General features: G+C 53.6%; 19 protein-coding genes. 15 read left to right on the top strand and 4 right to left on the bottom strand.

The genetic code is table 11. The features are described 5' to 3' along the window. The first annotated feature begins 126 nt into the window (after positions 1-126). The 4 genes from MHH28_RS10550 to MHH28_RS10535 are packed head-to-tail and all read left to right on the top strand — an operon-like array spanning position 127 to position 4,315. Entirely contained in the window at positions 127-999 is an 873-nt protein-coding gene (locus MHH28_RS10550; RefSeq protein ID WP_036698052.1) for a 3-hydroxyacyl-CoA dehydrogenase family protein, read from the top strand. Next, positions 996-2,204: an acetate/propionate family kinase gene (locus MHH28_RS10545; protein WP_405114633.1), complete on the top strand. Its 1,209-nt coding sequence runs from the start codon at positions 996-998 to the stop codon at positions 2,202-2,204. The genes MHH28_RS10550 and MHH28_RS10545 overlap by 4 nt, the downstream gene beginning before the upstream one ends. Positions 2,205-2,225: 21 nt before the next feature. Then, the gene (gene asnS, locus MHH28_RS10540; protein ID WP_405114631.1) at positions 2,226-3,521 is read left to right on the top strand and encodes an asparagine--tRNA ligase; all 1,296 of its coding nucleotides are present in this window, start codon (positions 2,226-2,228) and stop codon (positions 3,519-3,521) included. A gap of 23 nt (positions 3,522-3,544) precedes the next feature. Continuing rightward, entirely contained in the window at positions 3,545-4,315 is a 771-nt protein-coding gene (locus MHH28_RS10535; protein WP_405114628.1) for a DnaD domain protein, read from the top strand. Between the two features lie 243 nt (positions 4,316-4,558). Here the strand turns inward: MHH28_RS10535 and proC are convergent, their stop codons facing one another. Genes proC through proB form a run of 3 tightly spaced genes read right to left on the bottom strand, consistent with a single transcriptional unit; the run spans position 4,559 to position 7,836 of the window. Further along, entirely contained in the window at positions 4,559-5,425 is an 867-nt protein-coding gene (gene proC, locus MHH28_RS10530) for a pyrroline-5-carboxylate reductase (RefSeq protein ID WP_405114626.1), read from the bottom strand. Between the two features lie 30 nt (positions 5,426-5,455). Then, positions 5,456-6,703: a glutamate-5-semialdehyde dehydrogenase gene (locus MHH28_RS10525; RefSeq protein WP_405114624.1), complete on the bottom strand. Its 1,248-nt coding sequence runs from the start codon at positions 6,701-6,703 to the stop codon at positions 5,456-5,458. A gap of 29 nt (positions 6,704-6,732) precedes the next feature. Beyond that, positions 6,733-7,836 (bottom strand): glutamate 5-kinase, encoded by a 1,104-nt coding sequence (proB, locus tag MHH28_RS10520; protein WP_405114622.1) that lies wholly within the window; start codon positions 7,834-7,836, stop codon positions 6,733-6,735. Positions 7,837-8,274: 438 nt separating this feature from the next. Between proB and MHH28_RS10515 the strand changes: the two genes are divergently transcribed. The 3 genes from MHH28_RS10515 to MHH28_RS10505 all read left to right on the top strand — a co-directional run bounded on the left by MHH28_RS10515 (position 8,275) and on the right by MHH28_RS10505 (position 12,558). Then, positions 8,275-8,472 (top strand): hypothetical protein, encoded by a 198-nt coding sequence (locus MHH28_RS10515; RefSeq protein WP_405114620.1) that lies wholly within the window; start codon positions 8,275-8,277, stop codon positions 8,470-8,472. Between the two features lie 243 nt (positions 8,473-8,715). Beyond that, positions 8,716-10,584 carry a collagen-like protein gene (locus MHH28_RS10510; protein ID WP_405114618.1) on the top strand — a complete coding sequence of 623 codons (1,869 nt, stop codon included), beginning with the start codon at positions 8,716-8,718 and terminating at the stop codon, positions 10,582-10,584. 93 nt (positions 10,585-10,677) lie between these two features. Further along, positions 10,678-12,558 (top strand): collagen-like protein, encoded by a 1,881-nt coding sequence (locus MHH28_RS10505; RefSeq protein WP_405114616.1) that lies wholly within the window; start codon positions 10,678-10,680, stop codon positions 12,556-12,558. Positions 12,559-12,771: 213 nt separating this feature from the next. Here MHH28_RS10505 and MHH28_RS10500 read toward each other — a convergent pair whose 3' ends face one another. Further along, complete coding sequence (locus MHH28_RS10500; RefSeq protein ID WP_405114614.1) at positions 12,772-13,683, bottom strand: LysR family transcriptional regulator; 912 nt, start codon at positions 13,681-13,683, stop codon at positions 12,772-12,774. A 166-nt stretch (positions 13,684-13,849) separates the two neighbouring features. On the opposite strand from MHH28_RS10500, the gene leuC reads away from it, so the two are divergent. The 8 genes from leuC to MHH28_RS10460 all read left to right on the top strand — a co-directional run bounded on the left by leuC (position 13,850) and on the right by MHH28_RS10460 (position 24,135). Further along, a complete protein-coding gene (gene leuC, locus MHH28_RS10495) occupies positions 13,850-15,274 on the top strand; it encodes a 3-isopropylmalate dehydratase large subunit (protein ID WP_405114612.1) in 1,425 nt (474 codons plus the stop codon). Positions 15,275-15,304: 30 nt separating this feature from the next. Then, a complete protein-coding gene (gene leuD, locus MHH28_RS10490; RefSeq protein WP_405114610.1) occupies positions 15,305-15,907 on the top strand; it encodes a 3-isopropylmalate dehydratase small subunit in 603 nt (200 codons plus the stop codon). Between the two features lie 212 nt (positions 15,908-16,119). Beyond that, on the top strand, positions 16,120-17,697 hold the full coding sequence (locus MHH28_RS10485; RefSeq protein ID WP_405114608.1) for an N-acetylmuramoyl-L-alanine amidase: 1,578 nt from the start codon (positions 16,120-16,122) through the stop codon (positions 17,695-17,697). Positions 17,698-17,896: 199 nt separating this feature from the next. Continuing rightward, positions 17,897-19,336, top strand: a complete 1,440-nt coding sequence (locus MHH28_RS10480; protein WP_405114606.1) for an N-acetylmuramoyl-L-alanine amidase — start codon at positions 17,897-17,899, stop codon at positions 19,334-19,336. A 105-nt stretch (positions 19,337-19,441) separates the two neighbouring features. After that, positions 19,442-20,107, top strand: a complete 666-nt coding sequence (locus MHH28_RS10475; protein WP_405114604.1) for a GerMN domain-containing protein — start codon at positions 19,442-19,444, stop codon at positions 20,105-20,107. Positions 20,108-20,141: 34 nt separating this feature from the next. Continuing rightward, the gene (locus MHH28_RS10470) at positions 20,142-22,946 is read left to right on the top strand and encodes an S-layer homology domain-containing protein (RefSeq protein ID WP_405114602.1); all 2,805 of its coding nucleotides are present in this window, start codon (positions 20,142-20,144) and stop codon (positions 22,944-22,946) included. A gap of 212 nt (positions 22,947-23,158) precedes the next feature. Further along, a complete protein-coding gene (gene nth / locus MHH28_RS10465) occupies positions 23,159-23,866 on the top strand; it encodes an endonuclease III (protein ID WP_405114600.1) in 708 nt (235 codons plus the stop codon). 2 nt (positions 23,867-23,868) lie between these two features. After that, positions 23,869-24,135 (top strand): hypothetical protein, encoded by a 267-nt coding sequence (locus MHH28_RS10460; RefSeq protein WP_036697991.1) that lies wholly within the window; start codon positions 23,869-23,871, stop codon positions 24,133-24,135. Positions 24,136-24,371: the final 236 nt, after the last annotated feature.

The following is a 24,371-nucleotide window of genomic DNA, read 5'->3' as shown; positions in this document are numbered from 1 at the left end:
ATGCCGGTTATTTTTTTTTACTTTTCAGACATGCTAAGATATCATTATATGTCGGGCTACTTATTTTTTTCGACAGAGAAGGTACAATACAGAAGTATAGATACCTGAAAGGATGGAGACTTTTACATGAATTTTAAGAAGATCGGTGTCATCGGCGGAGGCACAATGGGACAAGGGATTGCCGAAATGCTGGCAGCCAAAGGCCTGGATGTCATGCTGGTGGAGAAAACTGCAGAACGGCTGAACTACTCCTACGAAATGATCGAGACCAGTCTCGACAAACAGCTGGAGAAATGGGCGATTACCCAGGCGGAGAAAAAGCTGATCCTGGCCCGTATCCAAAAGGTTACACATTTCGCTGAACTCAGCTCTTGCGATATGGTCATTGAGACCATCGTTGAAGATCTGGAAGCCAAGCAAAAGGTATTCAATCAGCTGGATCAGGTGTGCCCGAGCCACATTATTCTTGCCAGCAATACGTCAACCCTTAGCTTGACGGAGCTTGCAAGCTCTACAATGTATCCGGAACGCGTGATCGGCATGCACTTCATACACCCTGTAGGGAAGGTGGACCTGGTTGAAATTGTGCGCGGTCTGAAAACCTCGGACAGCACATTTGAAGATACCAAAGCCTTTGTCGATGAGATTGTAGAGAAAAAAGGCGTTATGATCTACGAATCCCCCGGATTTGTATCTTCGCGCCTCATTTGCCTGTTCATTAACGAGGCTATGCATGTGCTGCAGGAAGGGGTTGCCTCTCCTGAAGATATTGATGACGCTATGCGCATCGGCTACCAGTTCCAGAACGGGCCGCTTGAAATGGCAGACCGCTTCGGTCTGGATTCCGTGCTTGCCGCACTTGAGAATATGTTCCGTGAATACGGCGAGCTCAAGTACCGTCCTTCGACAATCCTCAAGAAGATGGTACGTGCAGGACAACTGGGTGCGAAATCGGGCGAAGGCTTCTTCAAGTATGACAAGGATGGTGACCGTATATGAATATCTTAGTAATTAACTCCGGCAGTTCCTCATTGAAATACCAGCTGTACAATATGACAGATGAATCTGTACTCGCCAAAGGGCTGGTAGAACGTATCGGTATGGATTCTTCCATTCTGAATCACAAGCCGACCGGCAAGCAGGAAGTAACCGAAGTAAGCGAAATTCTGGAGCACAATACAGCCATCCGCAAAGTGCTTGCCTGTCTGACAGACAAAGAGCATGGCGTTATCGCTTCCACCGATGAGATTAATGCTGTGGGCCACCGTGTAGTGCACGGGGGGGAATTCTTCAAATCCTCCGCACTGGTCGATGCCGATGCGAAGACCAAGATCCGCCAGCTGTTCGACCTTGCGCCGCTGCATAACCCGGCTGCGATGATGGGGATTACCGCATCTGAGAATAACATGCCTGGTGTGCCGCAGGTTGTTGTATTCGATACTGCCTTCCATCAGACAATGCCTGAGAAGGCTTATATGTATGCCATTCCAAGAGTGCTGTACAATAAATACAAGGTCCGCCGTTATGGTGCACACGGAACTTCCCATGATTTCGTCAGCAAAGCAGCGGCTGATTATCTGGAACGTCCGCTTAATGAGCTGAAGATTATCACTTGTCACATCGGTAACGGTGCCAGTGTAACTGCAGTAGATGGCGGTATATCCGTAGATACTTCCATGGGTATGACACCGCTGGAGGGTCTGATGATGGGTACCCGCAGTGGAGATCTTGACCCGGCCATTGTTCCTTATGTAATGAATAAAGAAGAGCTGTCTGTCGGTGAAGTGAATTCCATGCTGAACAAGCACAGCGGACTCCTGGCTATTTCTGGCGTTAGCAGTGACATGCGTGATATTATTGACGGTGCGGAGAAAGGCGAGCCTAATTCTACGCTTGCTTTTGAAATGTACGAGTACCGTTTGCGTAAATATATCGGTTCTTACGCAGCTGCCATGAACGGCGTAGACGTTATCGTGTTTACTGCAGGTGTGGGCGAGAATGCTTCCCTGCTGCGCGAAAAAGTACTGAACAACCTTACGTTCCTCGGAATCGAACTGGATGCTGAAGCCAACAAGGTCCGCTCCGGCGATCCGCGCCGTATCTCTAAGGCTGATTCCAAGGTACAGGTGCTTGTGGTTCCAACGAACGAAGAGCTGGTGATTGCACGCGATACCTATCGCCTTGTGCAGGGAATGAACAGCTAAATTAGAGGAGAGATTACAGGCATGGCTAATAAGAGTGTAATCAAGAACGTGAATGAGCATGTCGGAGAGAGTGTTGTCATCGGATGTTGGGTCAACAACAAGCGCTCCAGCGGTAAAATTCAGTTCCTGCAGCTTCGTGACGGTACCGGTTATATCCAGGGGGTTGTGGTGAAATCAGAAGTCCCTGAGCAGGTCTGGGATGATGCCAAGAGCCTGACCCAGGAGAGCTCGCTGTATGTGACCGGAATCATCCGTGAGGAGCCCCGCAGCCAGTCCGGCTACGAGATGACGGTTACAGGCATTGAGGTCCTGCATCTTACCGAGAATTATCCAATTACACCGAAGGAGCATGGCGTTGACTTCCTGATGGATCACCGTCATCTCTGGCTGCGTTCCTCCAAGCAGCGGGCGGTCATGGTCATTCGTGCGGAGATTATCCGCGCGGTTCAGCAGTTCTTCAATGAGCGCGGCTTCACGAAGGTAGATCCGCCGATTCTGACACCTACGTCAGCGGAAGGCACGACCAACCTGTTCCACACCAAATATTTTGATGAGGACGCCTATCTGACCCAAAGCGGACAGCTGTACATGGAAGCCGCCGCCATGGCTCTGGGACGCGTCTATTCATTCGGCCCTACTTTCCGGGCAGAGAAATCCAAGACCCGCCGTCACTTGATCGAGTTCTGGATGATTGAGCCGGAAATGGCCTTCACTGATCATGAAGAGAGCCTGTGCGTGCAGGAGGAGTTCATCAGCTTCGTCGTGCAGTCCGTGCTTACGAATTGCCGTGCTGAGCTGGAGGCGGTGGGCCGCGATGTCTCGAAGCTGGAGAATATCAAAGCGCCGTTCCCGCGCATCAGCTATGATGATGCCATCAAGTTCCTGAATGAAAAAGGCTATGAAATTGCCTGGGGCGATGATTTCGGGGCTCCTCATGAAACGGCGATTGCCGAGATGAGCGACAGACCGGTCTTCATCACCCACTACCCGGCTTCCTTCAAGGCCTTCTATATGAAGCCGCATCCTGATCGTCCGGAAGTAGTGCTGTGCGCGGATATGATCGCTCCTGAAGGCTACGGGGAGATTATCGGCGGATCACAGCGTATCGATGATCCGGCGCTGCTGGAAGCCCGCTTCAAGGAACATAACCTGTCGATGGACACCTACAAATGGTACATGGATCTGCGCACCTACGGCACGGTTCCACACTCCGGCTTCGGTCTGGGGCTGGAGCGTACAGTGGCCTGGATCTGCGGTCTGGACCACGTCCGTGAGACGATTGCCTTCCCTCGTACACTCTACCGTCTTTACCCTTAAGAATAGGGAAAGGGGGCTTAAGTATGGACGGAAAAGGTTGGAATACCTGGGGCGAAGGCGCAGCCTTCGGCCTGGAGAACGGAATGGCCGTCATTCCTTATGCACTCCTGAAATATTACCGGAAGCTGAATCTGACCGGCAGCGAAGCGATGCTGCTGATTCATCTGCTCTCCTTCAGACAGGTGGAGGGAATTGATTTCCCTTCTCTGGAGGAGCTGCAGGCTGTAACCGGGCGCAGTATTCCGGTAATTGCCGGAGAGCTGCAGAAGCTCATGAAGGAAGGGTTCATCAGCATTGACGGAGATAACGACGAGCTGAGGGACATCCATTATGAGCGTTATAACTTCTCCGGCTTATATGCGAAGCTGGGTGCTTATCTGGCGGAAATTGCGCAGACAGCGAATCCTCAGGAGAAGCCGGCCCGGACTGGGAATGAGCCGGGTTCAAGGGCAGCCGCTCATCACTCCGGGGCTCCCGCCCCGGAAGGGGGGTATGGCCGCCCGGCAGCACCGGCGGGTCAAGACGCCGAGGAGAGCCGCAGTCTGTTCAGCATTTTCGAGAAGGAATTCGGCCGTCCGCTGTCACCGATGGAATGCGAATCCATCTCCAGCTGGGTGGATGAAGACCGCTATCCCGAGGAACTGATCCTGCTCGCGCTGAAGGAGTCGGTCTTTGCCGGGAAGGTTCATTTCCGGTACATAGACCGCATTCTGCTGGAATGGGCCCGCAACCGGGTGAAGAATGCCCAGGATGTCAAAGCCTATTCCCAGAAATTCCGGGGCGGAGGACGTTGAGCGGAGCGAGGTAGATATATGCTTGTCCAGGGCAAGGCCTGGCTGGTTAAGGTGTTTCTTAAGTCATGTATGTGGCTTAAGGAACACCTTTTTGTATTTGCTGCTTGGGAGTTAGCTGAAAGCTGGCGGGATAAGGCCTCACAACCTGCGAACAGCCCGCAGTCCCTTCACTTCGAAGGAACTGCGGGCTGCTATGTTGTCGTAAAAAGTTGTGGAAAGTAATCAATAACTAGGCCAAAAAAATTAGTGCAGCTCCTGCTCCAGGGCCGAGCCCATCTCGCGCGAGCGTTCCGCGCAGCGGTTAACGGCAGCAATGACGGTCTCGAAGAAGTCTCCGCGCTCCAGCACTTCAATTGCCGCTTGCGTAGATCCATTCGGTGAAGTGACCTTCTTGCGCAAGGCGGCAGGCTCTTCGCCGGTCTGCTGAACCATGCGGGCTGCGCCCAGCACCGTCTGGACCGTCAGCTCACGGCTCTGCGCAAGCGGCAGTCCTCCGCGGATTCCGGCGGCAATCATCGCCTCCATCATGTAATAGATGTAAGCCGGTCCGCTGCCGGAGATCCCGGTTAAGGTCTCCATCCGTTCTTCGTCAATGACCGCTGTCAAGCCGACCGCTTCGAAGATATTAAGGGTAGTGCGGCGGCTGTCCTCGCCAACCTCCTTGGAGAAGGCGATCCCGGTAGCACCAAGGCCGATGGAGCTTGAGGTATTGGGCATGGAGCGCACCACAGGCTGCGGTTTACCCAGCAGGCCTTGCATCGTACGGATGGTAAGCCCGGCAATTACGGAGATGACGAGCTGATCCGGCGACAGCAGCGGGCCCAGTGAACGGAGTGCTTCGGCAGCGTCTTTGGGCTTCATGGCCAGAACGATGACCGGCGCAGTACGCAGGGCTTCGAGCTTGGACTCGGGAGCGTTATAGCCGAGTACGCCGTACCGGCTGCGGAGTTCAGCCAGACGTTCGCTGCTGCTGCGGTTCAGCATAATTATTCGATCCGATTCCACTACATTCCGGGCGATCAATCCCCGCACAATGGCCTCAGCCATCGAGCCTGCGCCATAAAAAACGATATTATGATTGATGAGCGGAATTGCTGGTTGCTGGCACATGGCTGGCAGTCCCCCTATAAGTTGAGTGAGTTAACCCCTGATTTGGCCGGAGCCGTGAATCATATATTTGGTTGAAGTGAGTGCAGGTAGTCCCATAGGCCCGCGGGCGTGGAGCTTCTGGGTGCTGATGCCGATCTCGGCGCCGAAGCCGAATTCAAAGCCGTCCGTGAACCGGGTAGAGGCATTGTGGTACACCGCCGCAGCATCCACCTCCTGCAGGAAGCGGGCTGCATTCGCAGCGTCTTCAGTCACAATACACTCGGAATGCTTGGTGCCGAACTCTGCGATATGCCCAAGAGCCTCTTCAAGCGTGTCCACGATACGGATGTTAAGAATATAATCGTTGTATTCTGTGGCGAAGTCCTCCGGCGCGGCAGGCACAGCCCACGGGATAAGGGCCACGGTATCCTGGCAGCCGCGCAGTTCCACACGGGCCTCACGGAAGGCTTCAGCGAGTGCGGCCAGATGCTCTTCGGCGTAAGCGCGGTGAACCAGCAGCGTCTCCATTGAATTGCAGACCGAAGGCCGCTGTGCCTTAGCATTTACGCTAATGCGCTGCGCCATTTCCGGGTTGGCACTTGCATCCAGATAAGTATGGCATATGCCTGCGCCGGTTTCAATAACGGGTACGGTGGCATTCATCACCACATTCTGAATCAGAGAGCTTCCCCCGCGCGGGATGATAACATCCAGCAGCCCGTTCAGCTTCAGCATCTCATCGACAGAAGAGCGGTTCGGATCTTCGATCAGCTGCAAGGCATCCGGCGGGAGGGCGGTATCCGCAAGCGCGCGGTGCAGCACCTTGGCGATGGCGCGGTTGGAGGAGAGGGCGGAGGAGCCGCCGCGCAGCACCACTGCATTGCCGGTCTTGAGACATAGCCCGGCAGCGTCAACGGTGACGTTGGGGCGTGCTTCATAGATAATGCCGATCACTCCAAGCGGAACCCGCACCTTCTCGATGTGCAGACCGTTAGGTCGTTCAATCGTCTCCAGATTGTCGCCAACCGGATCAGGCAGTACGGCGATCTGCTGCAAGCCTTCGGCGATGCTGTCAATCCGGCCCGTATCCAGGGCCAGCCGGTCAAGCATCGATTCCGGTGTTCCGTTTAACCGTCCCCGCTCCAGGTCTTCGGCGTTGGCGGCAATAAGGTACTCGGCCTCTGCGCGCAGGGCGGCAGCCATCGCAAGCAGGGCTTCATTCTTCTGCCCGGTAGTCAGGCTTGCGAGTACCCCTGTGGTTGCTTTGGCCAGCGTTGTCTTGTGTACCACTTCACTCATGCTTATTCCTCCTTAAAAGTTGTGTGAGATTAACGCAGCGTAATCCACTCGTCTCGGTGGATAACCTCCAGCCGGTGTACTTCACCGAGCCTCGGAACAATCTCGCGGCTGGGAAGCCCCTGAATGCTGCGGAGCTGGGTGTCATCATAATTGACGATGCCCCGTCCCAGCAGCTTCGCATCCGGGCCAAGCACTTCGACGACATCTCCGGAATGGAAGCTGCCCTCAATTCGTCTGACCCCGACCGGCAGCAGGCTATGCCCTCCATGCAGCAGAGCTTCAACGGCTCCGTCATCGACATACAGTGAACCAAGCGGGGTGGACATGAAGCCCAGCCACTGTTTTTTGACGGGCAGAGAAGATAGTGTGGTGGCAAAATAAGTGCCTTTGCCCGTTCCGGCCGCAGCCATGGATAAATCCCCGGGCTCTGTCACCCGGCCCACGAAGACCGGGACGCCGCCCCGCGTAGCAATCTTGGCCGCATCGATCTTGGAGCGCATGCCGCCGGTTCCCACGCTGGAGCCTGCCCCGCCTGCAATGGCATAGATCTCAGGCGTAATCTCTTCAATGTGCTGATACCGCACTGCATCCGGGTGCTTGCGTGGATCGCCGCTGTAGACACCGTCCATATCGGTCAGCACCAGCAGGTGCGAGGCCTTCAGTAGATTGGCGACCAGCGCCGACAAGGTATCATTGTCCCCGAATTTAAGCTCATCCACCGACACGGTATCGTTCTCGTTGAACACGGGCACTGCGCCTTGCCGGAGTAATTCTTCCACCGTCATCATGGCATTGTTCATGGCCCGGCGGCTGCAGAAGTCTGTGCGGGTCAGGAGAATTTGTGCAGTGGGAATGCCATGCTCTGCGAAGGCCTCCTGATAGGCCTGCATCAGCATAACCTGTCCTACCGCTGCGGCCGCCTGCTTCTCATGCAGCAATCTGGGGCGGGAGGAATAACCGATGCCCCGGAATCCGGCAGCGACCGCCCCGGAGGTGACCAGCAGCACTTCACAGCCTTCCTCACGGAGGGCGGCAATCTCGGCTGCGAAGAAGGCTACAGCCTCACGGTTGAGGCCGCCTTCGGGACCCGTGAGCGAGCTGCTGCCGATTTTGACCACAACTCTTGTTGTCATTGTCTTTCACTTTCCTCTCGAGTATTAATACCTGTTAAGCCCGAAAATGACAAAAAGCCCCCATCCTTAGACTTAAAGGACGAAAGCTTGATTAACTTCCGCGGTACCACCTTCATTGATGAGGGTTCATCCGACTTCATTCTCATAACGGGAGTATCCGTCCTGCATGGCAGGCCGCTCAGGGGTAGGATTCAGAATGGTCATTCGCGGTAGATTCTCCCACCCTTCAGGAATCTACTCTCTGCACACGAATATACGCCAATTCTTACTGGTCCCGTCAGCACGTTTCACTATTTGTCACTTAGGATACCATGGGGCAGCAGGGTTTGCAAAGAGGCGCAGACAAATTTATTCCGGAAGCGCAGGCGGCGGATTGGATGTTTGGGCTTCGGGGGAACGGGTAAAATACTTATAATCTATAACCAGGAGGTGGATGATTTGAGTAAAAGCAGCGATGCAAGGCAGGATCAGAATCCGAATGCCAAAGAAGCCGCCGAATTTCAAAATCAGACGATCCGCGAATTTGTAGAGGAAAAGGCCGGAAATAACCGTACAAAGGGACCGGTTGACGAGAGCACAGCCCGCCTGCCCGATGATCAGAACCGTCTGATTTCACAGCATAACCTGCGTAAATAATAATATTAATAAGGCTTATTCAAGAGGCTCTAATACCTGGACCAGCCTATAACGCGATAAACAAGCGCCGATTCTGCCGTATGGCATGAATCAGGCGCTTGTTTCGTTTCGCCGGGGGTTGTGGCTGTAGGATAAACAGGCTCTTTTATATCGAGAACACTGCTAAATTGAACAATATGCCTGACACCATAAGCATTAGCCTGAACTATAATATTCTAACTTGCATAAGAAGGAGGAGTTAGATTGTCCAATCCAAATCTGCCCAACATTACGCCAACGATCACCTTATCACGAGACGATGTGCTTAATATGCTGTTCTCTTCCATTGCGATGGAAGAGTTGGGCCTGGCGCATGTTATTAATGCCGAAGGGGAAAAAATCCAGTTTGCCTTAGGTACCCTTCCGGGTATCACACCCTCTACGCTTGCGGAGGTTCTTCAGGTCAACAGCAGCACGCAGTCCATGCTTGATACCATATTCCGTCAGGAAATGATGCTGGATTCGAAACTGAAAACCGCTGCTGCTATCCCGTCATTACCCGGGCCAACAGGAGCCACAGGGATAACCGGATTAGCTGGTGAGGTAAGCAGCGTCAATGGTTTGACAGGCGATGTTGTGCTGGGTGCAACCGCCGGTGTTTTTCCGATCAACAATGATGAACCGTCTACGCAAGACTTAGATCAATTAATAAATGCAGGGGTGTATAGCTCGGGAGATCCCAATGGGGGGGCACCGCTGAATGGTCCGCCAGGAGTTGACCATCCTCCGGTATGGACGATTTATGTCTCCCAGGTAGGAGCATACATCCAGCAGTTGTATATTTCCAATCCGGTATTGTATTACCGCAGCAGCCCGGACAATGGGCAGACCTGGTCGCCTTGGGAAGAAATTGGTGCGCAGGGCATAACCGGAGCCACCGGCGAGACTGGAGCGACAGGTGTAACCGGGGCGACAGGTGTAACCGGGGCGACGGGTGTGACTGGTGCAACGGGCGTGACCGGAGAGACAGGTGTGACCGGAGCCACCGGTGTGACCGGAGAGACGGGTGTGACCGGAGCCACCGGTGTGACCGGAGAGACCGGTATGACCGGAGAAACCGGCATGACCGGAGAGACCGGTATGACCGGAGTGACGGGTATGACCGGAGAGACCGGCATGACCGGAGAGACCGGTATGACCGGAGTGACGGGTATGACCGGAGAGACCGGCATGACCGGAGAGACGGGTGTGACAGGAGCCACTGGTGTGACCGGAGAGACGGGTGTAACCGGAGAGACGGGTGTGACTGGAGAGACGGGAGCGACTGGAGAGACCGGCATGACCGGAGAGACCGGCATGACTGGAGCGACCGGAGTGACTGGAGAGACCGGCATGACCGGAGAGACCGGCATGACTGGAGCAACCGGAGTGACTGGAGAGACCGGCATGACCGGAGAGACCGGGATGACCGGAGCAACCGGTGTGACGGGTGTGACCGGAGTGACCGGAGAGACCGGGATGACCGGAGCGACCGGGGAGACGGGTGTGACCGGAGTGACCGGAGAGACCGGGATGACCGGCGCGACCGGCGCGACGGGTGCGACGGGTGTGAGCGGAGCAACTGGCTTGACTGGGGCCACAGGCGTGACGGGTGCAACGGGTGTTACAGGGGCGACTGGAATAACGGGGCCTATTATTGTTAGCAACAATGCGATGTTTGAACCTACTGCGGTGGCTGTCCCTTCAACCCTAACGCCTATTGTATTTTCAGAAAATTTTAATAATGGCAGCGGAATTCAACTTGGAACACCTGCAAGCAACATAAATCTGTCACCAAACAGCTTATATTATATCTCGTTTACCATAACCATTGCGTTATCGGATGAAGCAAACAGTGTAACCGCTGGACAGATCGTAGTTAATTTGAACGGTAATGTCCAGCCAATTACGGTTACCGGACAGAAAAATGGCGGAACCGGAGCTACCGTTTACTTTTCTCTAGAAGGAAATGGTTTTATCCCTACCGCCGCCAACCCTAATGTTTTGACTATCGCTGCTATTTATACTCTAAGTAGTGGTACGGCGAATTTTGTTCCGGATCGGTCCAACTTGAGTATTATACGCTTTGCTTAAACGGACAGATATCGCAATTGTACAGGAAGAATAAAAGGGATGAACAAGGGACTACAAGTCCCTTGTCCATCTTGTGAAAAAGGAGGGAATCACTTGTCAAATCCTAATTTGCCAAATATCACCCCAATAATATCCTTGTCGCGAGACGATGTGCTCAATCTGTTGGTATCTTCCATTGCGATGGAGGAATTAGGCTTGGCGCATATCATCAATGCCGAAGGAGAGAAGCTTCAGTTCGCACTCGGCACCCTTCCGGGAACGACTCCCAGTACGCTTGCCGAAGTACTTCAGGTCAACAGCAGTATGCAATCCATGCTGGATACGGTGTTCCGCCAGGAAATGATGCTGGATTCCAAGCTGCGGACCGCTTCGAACGTTCAACCTGTTATTGGTGCTATTGGACCTACCGGAGTTACAGGGCCGGCAGGGGGAGTGCTTAGTGTCAACGGGTTAACGGGAGATGTGGTGCTCGGTGTAACAGCCGGTGTTTTTCCGATCAGTAATAATGAACCGTCTACCAGCGATTTGAATGGCTTCAATAGTGCTGGTGTGTATAGCTCGGGAGACGCCAATGGGGGGGCGCCGGTGAATGGTCCTCCGGGGGTCGCTCACCCGTCTGTATGGACGATATATGTATCCCGTGTTGGCAACTATGTCCAGCAGCTTTATATCTCCAATCCGGCCTTGTTTTATCGCAGCAGTCAAGATGGCGGGGTGACATATCCCGGCGGTTGGATCCCGGTTGGAATGCAAGGTGCAAGCGGGATGACTGGGCCTGGCATAACCGGGGTAACCGGGTTGACCGGCATAGCCAAGGTAACGGGCACCACCGGGCTAACAGGTGCGACGGGGCTAACAGGTGCGATGGGTGTGACTGGCGCGGCACAGGCAACCGGTGAGACAGGTGCGACTGGAGCGACCGGTGAGACGGGTGCGACTGGGCTGACCGGTGAGAGGGGTGTTACTGGTGCGACGGGACTAACCGGTGAGACAGGTGTAACCGGTGGAGCCGGTATGACCGGTGAGACAGGAGCGACGGGAGCAACGGGACTAACCGGTGAGACGGGTATAACCGGGGACACTGGCGTGACCGGCGCAACGGGTGAGACAGGAGCGACCGGAGTAACTGGAGCGACGGGAGCGACAGGTTCAACTGGTGTGACAGGTGTTACAGGCGAGACAGGGGCCACCGGGGTAACGGGTACCACGGGTGTGACAGGTGTTACAGGCGAAACCGGGGAAACAGGTGAGACTGGAGCGACCGGCCTGACCGGCACGACAGGTGTGACAGGTGCATCGGGTATGACCGGAGCGACCGGGGAAACAGGTGCGACCGGGGTGACTGGCATCACCGGTATGACAGGAGTAACAGGTGCTGCAACAGGCGCCACGGGTGTGACCGGCGTGACTGGAGTAACAGGCTTAACCGGGGTGACGGGCGCGGTGACAGGAGGAACGGGCGCAACTGGAGTAACCGGTGCGACAGGGGTAACCGGCGCAACGGGCTTAACCGGTTTGACGGGCCCGACGGGGCCTGTGGCTAACAATGCCATGTTTTACCCTTCGGGTCCAGTAACAACAACACCTACAAATATTACATTTACAACAAATTTTATTAATGGCACTGGTATCTCCTTAGTGAACGCCGGCACCGGCATTCAGTTGCTGCCCAATAGCATCTACTTCGTGTCGTTCAATTTAAGAATTCAGATATCGATTGGAACTAGCCCTGTCACTGCCTCTCAGATATTGGTTTTTCTGGACAACGTTCAACAAAATATAAGCACTGGGACGCAGAAAAACGCAGGCGTTACTGCTTCTGGCGCCTTTACACAGGAATCCAGTGGTCTAATTAAGACTGGCGCAGGACCTACTCCAACGTTAACCTTGACAGCATCTATCACTCTTCCAGCGGGCACCGCTCAGTTTTCTCCCACTACTTGGTCGAATTTGAGCATTTTTCAGGTCTTGTAGTTCAATCGCCACGGGGCAAGAGCAGCAAGAACGCTAACGGTTCGGGATGATAAACGTATATCTGGTTGCTCTTAATCCTGAGAAAACACCTTCAAGTCCGGAAAACCTGCCGAGAGACGGGAAAGGGATGCGAAGGTGTTTTCTTCTATGAATTACCCGAGGCCAGAGTGAAACTGAAATATTCAAATCCTGAAAATGGATGCGATCAAGACATTAGTTGTCGGTCAGGCCGGCAACGGTTGCCTTGAAGGTTTCGATAAAAGCTTCGGCTGCGCGGGATAAATAACGCCCGCGACGGTAGGCTATCACCAGGGTGCGGCTGGGCACCGGCTCCGCCAAGGAAAGATAGACCGGCACGAATTCGCTCCGGGGAGCGCGTGCGATGAAATGCGGCACCAGTGTAACGCCCATCCCGGCCGCAACCAGCGACTGCACCGTTTCCATATTATTGCTCTCAAAGACGATCCGCGGTTCAAAGCCGGCAGCGCGGCACAGCTCCACAGTCATTTTACGGAAGCCCTGGCCCTCTTTGAGGACAATGAATGGTTCATCCCTAAGCTCTGCCAAGCTTGTGCGGATGTCCTGTGATTCACGGCCGGCCAGCGGGTGCCCAGGCGGGACTGCAAGATCAATCCGCTCCTCACCAAGCACCTCGTAGGCCAGAGTCGGTATGGCAAGCGGCAGCGAGAGGAGGCTGAGATCGGTCTGTCCGCTGGCCGTCAGCTTCTCCAGATTCATGGAGGAGTCCTCCAGCAGGGTGATTTCGACCTCCGAATATTTATGTTTGAATACTGGCAGCACATGCGGGAGCAAATGCGCTCCGGTGATCGGCATGCTGCCGACCATGACGCGTCCGGTGCGGAGTTGGGAGATATCGGACATCTCTTGCCGCAGCAGTTCCACAGCATCAATAATAACCTGGGCCTGTTCAACGAATTTCTCACCGGCATAGGTCAGCTCCACAGAGCTGGTATTACGCTGGAAGAGCAGCACGCCAAGCTCCTTCTCCAGCTTCGACAGCTGTTGGCTGAGTGAAGGCTGGGCGATATGCAGCTTCTCCGCCGCGCGTGAGAAATTCCGTTCGGCTGCGATCTGCAGCGTGTATTGCAGTTGTCTGAGTTCCATACATAAGCTCCTTTAATGAGTAGATCATCTGTTTATAAGTATAACCTATAAACCCTATAGAAATCATATCTTGGAATTATAAACGTACCGATGTTATATTTAGTACATTCAAGAGAGACTCCACGCTCTCTTCATAGGAACGATTCTACTATATGAGGTGAAATTCATGGGCAACAAGACAATGTTTGAAAAGATTTGGGAGAATCACGTTATTCATCAGGAAGAGGGCAAGCCGAGCATTATTTATATCGATCTTCATCTGGTTCATGAAGTAACTTCCCCGCAGGCCTTTGAAGGACTGCGCCTGAGCGGCCGCAAGGTCCGCCGTCCGGGACTTACCTTTGCCACGATGGATCATAACGTCCCTACCAAAGACCGTTTCAATATTACGGATCCCATCTCCAAGCAGCAGATTGATACACTCTCGCAGAACTGCCGTGATTTCGGCGTAAGATTGTTTGATCTGAATGATATTGACCAGGGTGTCGTTCACGTAATGGGTCCTGAGATTGGCCTGACCCATCCCGGCAAGACGATCGTCTGCGGGGACAGCCATACTTCCACTCACGGAGCCTTCGGTGCACTGGCCTTCGGGATCGGCACCAGCGAGGTTGAGCATGTGCTTGCAACCCAGTGTCTGCAGCAGTCCAAGGCCAAGACCATGGAGGTCCGCTTCACCGGCAGCCGTAATCCGGGAGTGACTGCCAAGGATATGATTCTCGGCGTAATTGCCAAATACGGAACGGACTTCGCAACTGGCTATGTTATCGAATATACCGGCGAAGCTATCCGTGAGCTGTCGATGGAAGAGCGCATGACCGTCTGCAACATGTCGATCGAAGGCGGGGCCAGAGCGGGCCTGATCGCACCGGATGAGACGACCTTCAATTATCTGCGCGGACGTCAATATGTGCCGCAGGGCGAAGCGTATGATGCCGCCGTTGAGACCTGGAAGGGCCTTGTAAGTGACGAAGGCGCCCAGTATGATACTGTCGTGGAATTCGATGTGGAGACACTGATTCCGCAGGTTACCTGGGGTACCAGCCCTGGTATGGGAACGGATATCAACTCCACCGTTCCGAATCCTGCTGAATTCACTACCGAGAATGAACGCAAAGCAGCCGAGAAGGCGCTTGAATATATGGATCTGGTCCCTGGAACACCTATCTCTGAGATCGGGATTGATTATGTCTTCATCGGTTCCTGTACCAACGGCCGGATTGAGGATCTGCGAGCCGCTGCTGAAGTAGCCAAAGGCCATAAGGTATCCGAAAAGGTTACAGCCATCGTTGTGCCCGGCTCCGGGCGCGTGAAGATGCAGGCCGAGAAGGAAGGTCTGGACAAAGTATTCATCGAAGCGGGATTCGAATGGCGTGAAGCCGGCTGCAGTATGTGCCTGGCGATGAATCCGGATGTTCTGCAGCCGGGACAGCGCTGCGCCTCTACTTCCAACCGTAACTTCGAAGGACGCCAGGGACGCGGCGGACGCACGCATCTGGTCTCACCCGCCATGGCGGCAGCGGCAGCCATCAAGGGACGTTTCACGGATGTACGTGACTGGAACTACAAGACGGAAGCCGTCAACTCATAGAATAATGGAGAGAGCAGGAGGATACAGCTAATGGATGAATTCAAGAAATTAACAGGAATTGTAGCCCCGGTAGACCGGGTTAATGTAGATACGGATGCGATTATTCCCAAGCAGTTTCTGAAACGGATTGAGCGCACAGGTTTTGGCCAATTTCTTTTTTACGAATGGCGTTTTGATGAAGCGGGCAATGACAATCCGGCATTTGAGATGAATAAGCCGCGTTATAAGGGAGCCTCTGTACTGATCTCCCGCGCGAATTTCGGCTGCGGCTCCTCCCGGGAGCATGCGCCCTGGGCCATCATGGATTACGGGTTCAGAGTGGTTATCGCGCCATCCTATGCCGACATCTTCTATAACAACTGCTTCAAAAACGGCATTCTTCCGATCAAGCTCTCGGAAGCGCAGGTAGACGATCTGTTCAGCCGCACGGCTGAGCATGAAGGCTACACGCTTACAGTGGATCTTGAGAACAACAAGCTGAGTGACGATTATGGCCTTGCCATCACCTTTGAACTGGATGAGCACCGCCGCCAGTTCCTGCTGCAGGGGCTGGACGATATCGGTCTGACGCTTCAGCATGCCGATGAGATTGCTGCTTATGAAGAGCGTCATGCAGCCAAGCTTTTCGCTTAAGCCGTAAGCCTATTTCGGTCCAAAAGACCGGGTAACCGGCGAAATAATCCGTATTGTTTACGGATTTTACACAAAACTTCTATTTCCGGGTGTCGGAAATAGAAGTTTTTTTGCTATAATCGAGATATTATTGCCTGCGAAGGCAACTTTTGGGGATTCATGTCGTCTTAATCTTATCTGCAAATCTATCAATGGCCAAAGGAGAGGAAAGGATGAAGAAAGCCGGACAACGGGTGTTGCTTCTACTGCTGCTGCCACTGCTCCTACTGTCATTCGCCGGCCACAAAGCTGCGGCAGCCGGGACAACCCCCGGAAAGATCGTGATGGACAGCAGGGAGCTTGCCCTGCCCAAGGGGGTAATTCTCGAGAACGTGAATGGAAGCGTTATGATCCCGATCCGCGTGGTGGTGGAGAATCTGGGCTTCGAAGTGCTGTGGGAACAGAGCAGCCGCAAGGTCACTGTCCAGCAGGATGGTAAATCTGTACAACTCGCAGTGGGAAGCACCACTGCACAAGCCGATGGTGTGAACCTGACGCTCAATGCCGCACCTAAGCAGAACGGCGGGACGGTACTGGTGCCCATCCGTTTTGTCGGCGAGCAATTCGGTCTTAGCGTCGGCTGGGACAATGCGGATAAGACCGTCTACTTAAGCGGAGGAGTGAGTGAGTCTGCGCCGGTCACTTCAGATCCGCTGCCGTCAGCCACTCCAGCTCCATCAGCATCAACAGCAGGGGCTCCAGTGGCAGTTCAGACACCGTCTCCGACCACTCCGCCTCAGGCGGGCTCAGAGACGCTGGAGGAATTGGACGGAAGCATTATAGCTACTCCGACTCCAGCAGCCACATCACCTGTGGTGAAGGGGGCGGTCTTCAGCGAGAACCGGCTGATTATAGCCGCTGCCGGAGGGGCCAAGGCTACGGTTACGAGAGTTACCGGACCCGACCGGATTGTAGTGGATTTTGCCGGAGCGGCATTTGCCCCTGATTTCAGCGGGAGCTTCCCTGGCGTGTCCACGGGAGGAAGTCCGCAGGGTAAGCTGGATGTTAGCGGCTACCCGCTTGTGTCTGAAATACGCTATGCGTTGTTCAGCGCCAGTCCCCCGACGGTCAGATTCGTAATCCAGACTGCGGGCTATCAGAATTATCAGGTAAGTACGGATGACAGTACAGGATTAGTCACGATAGATCTCAATGCAACGGGCAGCGGGACGGAGGCACCTGTAAATCCGGGATTCACCGGAAGGCCGATTATTGCGCTTGATGCCGGACACGGGGGCAAGCAATCGGGTGCGGTCAGTCTTACCGGCAAGCTGGAAAAGACCTTCAATCTCGCAGTGATCCTTAAGGCTGGGGCTATTCTAACACAGGAAGGCTGGGCAGATGTCATATATACCCGTACTTCAGATGTTACGCTGGGTCTGCAGGACCGTGTGAAGATTGCCCAGGCGGCGAATGCTACGCTGTTCGTATCTCTTCATGCGAATTCACTAGATGTAACCTATCCGAACCGGAGCAAAGTTAACGGCAGTGAGACCTACTACAGCCGCAGCGAGAGCCTGCCGCTTGCCGAGATCATGCAAAAGCATCTGGTAGCGGGAACCGGCCTCAAAGACAATGGGGTCCGCTCGAAGAGCCTGCATGTTACCCGGGAGACCCGGATGCCTGCGATTCTGCTGGAGGCTGGCTATCTGACCAATCCGGGAGATGAAGCAGCCCTGTACAGCGAACAGATGCAGAATAATCTGGCCCGCGAGATCGTAGCAGGAATTAAGGAATATCTTGGACTGTAGATTAGCAACGAACGGAGTTGTCTGTACCCGTACTACATACAGTTTAGCTTGGAGAATACACAGACATTTCCACTTTGATTGGGATTTATTCGCAACTTTTAAGTTCTAAAGGCGTCTACACTATGTCGAAGGTTGTCAGTTGGCATGCCATCAAGAACGCTCGATTGGGGGCGGAATACTAGAGTCTTAGAGGTGAAGAATGAAGAAATTTGCTTTTATGCTGTTGTTGCTGCTCTTTGTTGTGGTGCTGCCGGGGCATGGACAAGCCGCTGCCGGCCAGAACAAGATCTTCCTGGATGGCCAGGAGATGAATGCAGGACAAGACGTTACGGTGGAAAATGTAAATAACTCCATCATGGTGCCGCTAAGAATGATTGCTGAGAACCTTGGATACAAGGTGGACTGGAATCAGTCAAGCAAGACCGTCAAGATTGAACAGCAGGGTAAGACCATACAGCTGATCGTAGATCAGACTGCGGCATCCGTCGACGGCAAGACAGTGGTAATGACGACGGCGCCGCTCCTGCGGAACGGCACGACACTCGTACCGATCCGGTTCATAGGTGAGCAGTTCGGGCTTACGGTCAAATGGGATAACACGAAGAAGATTGTAGATCTTATTACCCCGCCGATTCCTGAGCCTAACACTGACCCGGGACAAAGTAACGGGGACGGAGGAACGGTTGTAGTACCGCCGGGAGAACCCTCAAGCAACCTGAGTATGATCAACGGCATCAGCTTCAATGAGAACCGGTTCACGATTGCCCTTGACGGCAATGCCGAGCCGAAGGTCTCCAAGATCAGCGGGCCGGACCGCATCATTATTGATCTCCCGAATGCCACATTCTCGGATGTATTCGGGACAGGGCAAATCCTTGACCCTGACCTGAACGGAAGCCTTACGGTTACGGATTATCCGGATGTCTCAGGTATCCGCTATTCGCTGTATGGTACTGATCCGTATACCGTCCGTTTTGTGATTGATCTCAATACCCCCAAAAATTATAGCGTAGAGGTATCGGGAGATGCCTCCAAGCTCATTGTCATTGATTTGAACGCCCAGACTCCAGGCGACACTTCAACGCAGCCCGGCAACAGCGGGCGCAAGCTGGTTGTACTGGATGCCGGTCATGGCGCCAAGGATTCAGGGGCTGTAGGCGTTACCGGCAAATATGAGAAGAATTTCAACCTGGCCGTGATTCTGAAGGCGGCTGCGCTGCTGAAGCAGGAGAACAAAATTGATGTAGTGCTGACGCGCAGCGATGATACCTTCCTTGAACTGAAGGAAAGGGCGGCAATCGCCAATAACCTCGGTGCGGATCTGTTCATTTCCGTCCATGCCAACAGCAGCGGATCAGCGGCTGCGAGCGGAACGGAGACCTACTATCAGCGCGGAGACAGCAAAGCCCTGGCGAATGTGATGCACAAGTATCTTGTGCAGGCTACAGGACTCAGCAACCGGGGAGTGCGCTACGGCAACTTCCATGTGATACGCGAGACGAAGATGCCTGCGGTACTGCTGGAGGTTGGCTATCTCAGCAATAAGAAAGACGAGGCTCTGCTGTTCACTGAAGCGCTGCAGAACAATGTAGCCGCATCGATGGCCAGCGGAATTAAAGAGTATCTCGGGATTCAATAACAACGGGCGGCAGCAGGGGCCGCAGAGTCGGATGTAGACCCTATATTGTGGTCAAAAGGACTTTGCGGTCCCTCCTGCCCATATTCATCTGAGGGGGTTAATCAAATGAACAAGAAATTGACATATGCAGGGATCGCTGCGATGCTGCTTCTCGTAATTTCGGGCTGCGGCGATAAACCTACGGCTGCACCGGCCGATGCGTCCGGTCAGGATTCAACCTCGGTATCCAGCGGCGCTGAAGGAAATAATGCCGGGAATGACAGCCCTACGGCCACCCCGGCAGCTACAAGTACACCTGAGCCTACACCTGAAGCAACTGTGACTCCGGCGGCTCCGGCGGCTACGGAAGCACCAGCCGTGTCTGAGAAGCAGAGCCTTAAGATCAAGACGTATTATACAGACCTGCAACAGAACGACCTGATTCCGGCTGAAGTCACTATCACCTTCAAGGATGCCAAGCAGAAATATACGGAAGCCTTCAAATCACTCCAGAGGAGCGAGAATGCTGACCAGATTCCGTTGTGGAACAAGATTGAACTGAAATCACTGGAATTCTCGGGCGGACAGATTGTGATGGATATTCATAAACCGGATGAGGCACAGCTTGGTGCAGGCGGTGAGGCTCTGGCGATCGGCGCATTGTCCCAGATGTTCTTCCAGTTTGATGAAGTGAAGAATATCGATGTGCTGGTAGACGGAGAACAGGTAGAGAGCCTGATGGGACATGTGGATCTTGTGCATCCAATCACCCGCGAGAACAACGGATTGTAAGCATTAGGCAGGAATAAGCCGGATGGCTGACGAAATGTCCAACATAGAAATCCAGATAAGCCATAGAGAGGGGAATATCGAATTGTCCGGTCCAAAACGATTAAAGCGTACGGTTCAATCTTATTCTGTAAAAGCGGTCTCTGCCGTTCTGGCCGGTGCGATGGTGCTTGGCGGGGCAGGGGCTGCCTTTGCCGACAGTTCTTCAACTGGAGCAGCGGTTGCTGCGGCAACTCCGCAGACGGCTGCATCTGCTTCAGGGATTTTCAGTGATGTCAAGACGGGCTTCTGGGCCGAAAAGCATATCTACAAGCTGGCGACCCAGGGAATTGTGGTCGGTAATAACGGCCTGTTCCGTCCAGGCGACTCTGTGACCCAGCAGGAAGCGGTGCTGATGGCGCTGCGCTTCATGAAGCAGCAGGGGAATGTGAACACGGGTACCGATGCGGCACTTCCTAACAATTTTCTTGTAACGAATTATTATAAGCCATATGTAATTCTGGCCTTCCAGCAGGGACTGCTGGACAAGACCACCGAGATGGCTGCAGATAATCTCAAAACCTCGTGGGGCGAGCGCAAGGCCAGCCGTGAGTGGGTCGCGGAGCTGCTGATTCGCGCGCTTGGCCAGAGTGCGTCGGCTTCTGCGGCTGCGGGCCGGCCGACAGGCTTTGCCGATGATGCCAAGGTATCCGCGAACAAACGCGGCTACATTAACACAGCGGTGGAGCTGGGACTGGCGAACGGGCTAACCGGCAACCGCTTCGATCCGCAAGGCGCTGTGACCCGCGCGCAGCTGGCTACCTTCTTCAGCCGTGCTGAAGCGCATAATAGCCTGGAATATGATAATACCTTCAAAGGAACGATCAGTTCACTCAAGGACGGCAAGCTGGGATTGTACAGCAACGGCAGCACCTTGGAATTCACGCTGAATGCCAATACCGCGTACTACACCAGTACATCCGAGAATCGCATCTCCTTGAACGAGATCCAGCCCTATACGAAGGTGACTGTAATTGGAGCCACCTATAGCGCAGCTTATGTAGAGCTGACAGATCCGGCAGTCCAGGTAGAGCAGGCGGAAGGTGTATTTACCAAGCACACACCGGGTATCATCTGGGTAGATTCCGCCAACGGATACGATCAGTATCCCTACGATTCAGGTACGGCCTTCCTGGATGTGAACGGAGCGGTAATTCAGCCCGCTTCCATCACCGCCGGCAGCAAACTCACGCTGCTGCGTGAGACCTTCACCGGTTCCCGCAAGGTGGTGAAGGTGCAGGTCACTTCCGGTATTGTCAACAAGACGGCTAAAGGCACGGTTCAAAGCGTTGACACGGCTGCCAAGAGCATCACGTTCAAGAATGCCGACGGCACTGTAGAAAGCTTCAAATGGGAAGACGGGACTACACTGTTCAGCTCCCAGAGTTCTATTATCCAGCCCGCAGAGCTGAAAGCCGGTGCTGCCGTCTCTTATACCATCAAGGATAATACGATCCGTTCCGTGGAAGTAACCTCCGGAGTGGAACGCATAGTGAAAGGCTTCATCTATGAGCTGACAGATTCAACCATTGTCTATCAGAAGAGTGATGGCACCCGCGAGGTCAATCTGCTTGCGGCAACACCGTCCATTGTAATTCCGAACGCCGTAAGTCCGGTGATCGCTGACCTGATCGCTGACAAAACAGGCGGAGACAATGTGCAGCTTACGCTGAACAGCAGCGACCAGGTGACGAAGATTGAGGTGCTGAGCCGCCAGATTGAACAGTATGCTGCGGCTACCGTTGTGGATTACAACACCAAGACCCAGTACTTGACCTTCACGGACACTAACGGCAAGGCTCATGTGGTCAAAATGGATGAGAAAACAAAAATGTCGTACGGCGGACTAATTACCACTTCGCTGACCACCATGGGGTCCAGACTGGTTGAGAACCGCAAGATTGATGTGACCTCCATCAATGAGCGTGCAATGTCTATTGAATTGACAACCAAATATTCCGGCACTCTGACAGCGATCAATACTTCGGCCAGAACGATTGTGTTCAAATTGGGCAACGGACAATTGCTGACGATGTCTTATCCGCAGTCGATTGAAATGTTTGGCAAAAGCGGGGCCGTCATCACCGATGTTCCACTTAATGTGCCGGTAACGGCAGTGCTTGCCAGCAATCAGGAACTCATCTCCGTGCTGCGGGTGAACGGGTCGGCCCAGTTTGAGATTGCTACCATCAATGCAGGCACGGGCAAGATGACCGTGAAGCTTGAGGGCGGCAGCATCAGCAGCGAGCTGAACCTGGTGAATGTTCCGCTTACCAACGAAGCAGGCCAGAAGATCGCACTTACCGAGCTGAAGGCCGGAGATTTCGTGAATCTCAGCTTCGACGGTTCTACTCCGTTGTCTCTGCAATCGGTGAAGCAGGTTGCCGGACAGGTAGTGGCAGTGGATGCCGCAGCAGGTACGTTCACAGTGAAGGATTACACGGGAGCCTCCCAGCCGTTCACTGCCGGCAGCGGAGTGAAAATACTCCGGGACGGCGTTACCACGAACGCTCTAAGCGGTCTTACCACAGCAGACAGGGTACTGGTTCGTAAGGATTCCGGCGGTGTAATGGTCATCTCCGTGTTCAGTCAGCTTAACCGGTCCTTCTCCCGTTATGAGAGCGCAACGAATGAAATTTTGACCAAACGTGCTTCACTGAATGATAATTATAAGTTTGGACTTGCTCCAAATGTATATATTCATCAAGGTGACACGACTTTACCCGTGCAATCTCTCAAAGAAAATGATAATATTATAATGTATTTCAGCAACGACAAGGTTGTAGAAATTGTGAAACAATAATCGTTTTGGTGATTTTCCGTGTGAAACACCGTCTTGATCCAGGGGGTTGCCCTGGATCAAGGCGTTTTTTTTGAAATATAAGGCAGCACGGTGTTCGCTTGAACGCTCCGAAAGTATACGATATAATGTATCTTTGCTTATATTTCTTCAGACTTGAGAAGATAGGGCTGCAAGTGAACTTGCGGGCGTATCTGAACCGTGGAGGGGACGCTATGAAAGCTGCAGAGGTCCGCCACATCCTGGACACTATCGGAGGCATGTTTCCTGATGCGCATTGCGAGCTGAATCACAGCAATGCTTTTGAGCTGACTATAGCAGTGCTGCTCTCAGCCCAATGTACGGACGCAACGGTGAACAAGGTGACCGAGGACCTGTTTCAGAAGTACAAAGCTCCGATCGATTATATCTCAGTACCGCTGGAAGAGCTGGAGCAGGACATCCGGCGGATTGGTCTATTCCGCAACAAGGCCAAGCATATTCAGAACCTCTGCGCTATCCTGATAGAGCAGTACGGGGGAGAAGTGCCCCAGGCCCATGATTTGCTGGTAACCCTGCCTGGTGTCGGACGCAAGACTGCCAATGTGGTCGTATCCAATGCGTTCGGAGTGCCGGCGATTGCCGTGGATACTCATGTGGAGCGGGTAGCCAAACGGCTCGCACTCGCGGGCTGGAAAGACTCGGTGCTGGAAGTGGAGAAGAAGCTGATGAAGGCGGTGCCGCGTGAGGAATGGACGCTGACGCACCACCGGCTGATCTTTTTCGGACGCTATCACTGTAAGGCCCAGAACCCCGGATGCCAGATCTGCCCGCTGCTGGATGTATGCCGGGAGGGCAAAAAACGTATGAAAACCGCTGTAATCAGGAAAGCTAAGGTTCATACGAAACCTAACAAAGACTTAGAGAAGAAGAGGATGGGATAGAGATGAAATGCATTTCTGTATACACCGATAATTTTGAAGCGTTCTCCGATATTTTTGACCGCGTAGTGGACAGCCCGATGGAAGAGAATGAAGAGCAGGAAGTGGAAGGCATCACCATCAGCCATTCCGGCGATGTGCCTGAATTCTACCTGGAGCGTATGTCCGCGAAGCCGGAGGTTGTCGTAATGAAGGACAAATCCCGTGGTCTGACTATTCTGCAGCACGGCAAAGTGTTTGAAATTCTGCTTCCAGTACTGGAAACAGCGTAAATTCGATTAGAGTTGATTAGAGAGGTTGTCCCCATAGCCATGTATTGGCTGCGGGGCAGCCTCTTTGCTATTTTTCCACCCCATATAATGATAGTTTTCGGGCAAGAATCTGCTGTAAGTTAGGGGAGTGGCAGTGTGATAAAGAATGTCATCTACTGGTAGGGTATGACAGAATACCTTTCAATTTCTGTACAAACGGCTACGCCATCCTCTTAAGGACAGCGTAGCTGTTTCTT

The sequence above is a fragment of the Paenibacillus sp. FSL K6-1217 genome (assembly GCF_045040735.1).
GTDB lineage: Bacteria > Bacillota > Bacilli > Paenibacillales > Paenibacillaceae > Paenibacillus_AQ.
Note: the sequence above shows the minus strand (reverse complement) of the source record. Positions and strands in the feature narration are given on the sequence as shown.